Annotated in this window: 2 protein-coding genes; both read left to right on the forward strand. The window is 58.4% G+C overall.

What is annotated here, in order from left to right:
- Nucleotides 1-855 (forward strand): hypothetical protein (locus H5U08_RS14225; RefSeq protein ID WP_297034421.1); only part of this gene is annotated, 855 nt, incomplete at its 5' end.
- Between the two features lie 678 nt (nucleotides 856-1,533).
- On the forward strand, nucleotides 1,534-3,040 hold a 1,507-nt coding region (locus H5U08_RS14230), incomplete at its 3' end, for a DUF4175 family protein (RefSeq protein WP_366494625.1).

Consider the following 3,040-nt stretch of genomic DNA (forward strand, 5'->3'; position numbering starts at 1 on the left):
CAGATGGTCCAAAAGGCTCGTGTCACGTTCACAAACTGTGTGGTGACACTTGTGGTGGATGAAAACCGATCACCGATGCTGGCCCCCTCGGCGGCACCCGTCGTCTTCGAATCATCAGATGATCCGCAGAGCGAGATCCTGGTCAAGGCTCTGGCCTCTGACCTGGACCAGTCGAGTCCTGGTAACGTGATCGAGGTAAAGCAGTCCGTCATCCGGGGCCAGGGTGGTGTGCTGCGCAGCCTGGGCGTTCGAGGAGGAGAATTGCGCATCAGCGAGTCGCTGATCGCTGTTGACGGAAGGTTGTTGGATGTGGCGGGAACAGACCGTACTCCCGAAGCTGGGGCACAGTGGAAAGTTGCGCTGCAACGGGTAACAGCCTTCTGCCGTCAGGGACTCTGTCGCCAGCGGCTCACTGCCTATCAGTGGCATCTGCTTCCCGTCCGAGTGGAAAGCCAGGCAAGCATTTTTATAGCTGCCCGGGATGCGAGTTTCATCGAGCAGGTGGGGATGTCGCTGGAAAAGGCGCTGCGATCGTTTTCGTGGTTCGGGCAGGATAACTTTTACGAAATGTTTACCCGATTCTGGTCCATCACCCCGGGCGAGCCGGGTTCCAACGTCTTCTATGTGTCGTTTGAATCTTGGATGAGCTACTGGCGGTCAGAGCATGAACAGAACCCTGCGTACGGGGCGATTCCATGGCGCAACCCACTCCCGTTGACCAAGCCTGCCTATCTCCATCAGCCATCCGATTATCGTCTCGCGGATCCTGCCGTCGATGATGTGGCGGCCGAGATTGCGGGAAAGGTGGGCTGTCCGGTGGACAACCTGCCCAGTCTTCCGAAGTCTCTTCCTTGATGGTACGCATGCCTCTATGCACGTGGCGTGTTGAATACGGACCCCTGAATACGGGGCGTTGAATACGGACGTGACAAGCACGTCCATTTGGAGTGCGGCGATTCATCGCCGCTTTCCGGTGAAGGCTTTAGCCTTCACCACCTTGCCGTTGGCCCTGATGGCACCGGGCGCTGCAGTCCACCCCATGAACGGGATAAAACTGCGCAAACGCTGTGTCTGGAACTCGAGCCTTCAATGCGTGCAATGGAGGGACCCGCTCGTCGGGTCCGTCGAATTGAAATGGAACATCCAGGGTTGACAAGCGGACCTGACAAGCAGGTCCCTCCGAAAATCGGAGGGGCACGCTTGTCGTGCCCGGCGAAGCGGGATGGATCATCAATCGGTGTTTCATCGGCCCTGACAAGCACGTCCCTCCGACTGGTAGGGGCAATTCATGAATTGCCCTCTACCGGAACGCGTGCGACGGCGGTCGGAACTGGTCGATGCGAACCACGCGCTGCTATAATATCCTTAGAAAAGCTGGTGAAAAACTTGAGTTTTATGTCCTATAACAGCCAGACTATCCGTGTGTGCTTGTCCCGACTGAAACTGTGGAAAACCGCATTCGCAAAGTGTCAGGAAAAAGGGGCAGGGACAACGCGACCTGGGGTGGGTCGAACATGAGGAAACAATGCAGTGATGGGCCGTGCGGTTGCTGACGTCCGACCGTTGCCACCGCCTCCTCCGGAAGCGGGTTTGCCGCCTGAGGATGAGGAGGTCCTGATCCTCAGACAGGTGGAAGCGATGCGTCGGAAGATCGCCACAGTCGAGATCGTCTGGCGATCGCTGGCGCTTGTGGCGGGGATGATTGCCTACGGCCTTCTCGCCGCCGTGGTGGATCAGTGGATTTATCCGCACGGAATGCCCACCGCGGTACGATGGCTCTTGTGGATTGTTTTTATCCTGGCGAGTGCTGGTTGGATCGTCCTGTCGCTGGGGCCTTATCTCATTCGCCGAATTCATCCCGTTTTTGCCGCCTACCAGGTCGAACAAGCAGTCCCCACTCTCAAACATTCCCTGATCAGCTTTCTTTTATTGCGTGGACAAAAGGACGCCCTGCGCAGCGATCCACTCAAGCTCAACGTGTTTCGCGGCCTGGAGCGGAACACCGCCCAACAGGTGTCGCAGGTCTCGCCGGAGGTTGTGGTGGATCGATCGGCGATCCTCCGCACAGGATATGTCCTCATCGCATTGATGGCGCTCTTCGCACTGCTTGTGCTCTTATCGCCCAAGAATCCCCTGGTATCGGCTGCCCGGGCCGTGTTCCCCTGGAGCCGCATCGCACCCCCGAGCCGGGTCAAAATTGACGTGGTCCAGCCGGGCACCGCAGAAGTTCTGCAGGGAGACCGCGTTGTCGTGTCGGCTTTGATCCAGGGACTGCGGGAAGGCGAGGAAGCCCGCGTTGTGTATTCCACGGCTGACGGACAGGCGGTCGACCAGGTCATTCCGCTTCAACCGGCTCCGGATAAGCCGGGACGTTATGAGTGCGAATTGTCGCCATCCATTCAGCAGAATACGACCTATCGCTTGATGGCGGGGGATGCCGTCACTCCCGACTACCATCTCACAGTCGTAACCCCCCTTCGCGTTAAAATCCAAAAGCTCGAGTACCGGTTTCCCGCTTACACCAAGCTCGAGCCGCGCGTGGTCGAGAACCTGGGCGACATCCAGGCCATTGAAGGAACGGAAGTGACCATCCACGCAGAGGCTCCAGAACCCCTGCGGAGTGCCGAGATCACCATGGACGGAGATCAGCGGGGGACACTTCGTATGGCTGTGGAAGGGAAGCAGGCCAGGGCGACCTTGCGGTTGAAGCTCAACAAAGCAGGGAGCTCTCTGCGGGAATACTCCGTGTACTCGATCCGGGCGGAAGGTCAGGATGGACGACCGAGTGTGGATCCCGTCAAGTACACGATTGAAGTTATTCCAGACCTGCCTCCTGCCGCCCGATGGGAATCGCCTCGCGAGACCCGGGTGAGCGTGCCGGTCAACGGAAGTCTCCCGCTAAGGATAAAAGCAGAGGATCCCGACTTCGGGCTGCGGCAAATTGTGCTCACCATCGAATCGCTGGGCAAGAAAGTCGCCCAGGATGTTTTGCTGGAGAGACCCAAAGGGGACGCCTACACAGGGGAGTTTACCGCGGAGT

Source organism: Thermogutta sp., from assembly GCF_014359955.1.
GTDB lineage: Bacteria > Planctomycetota > Planctomycetia > Pirellulales > Thermoguttaceae > Thermogutta.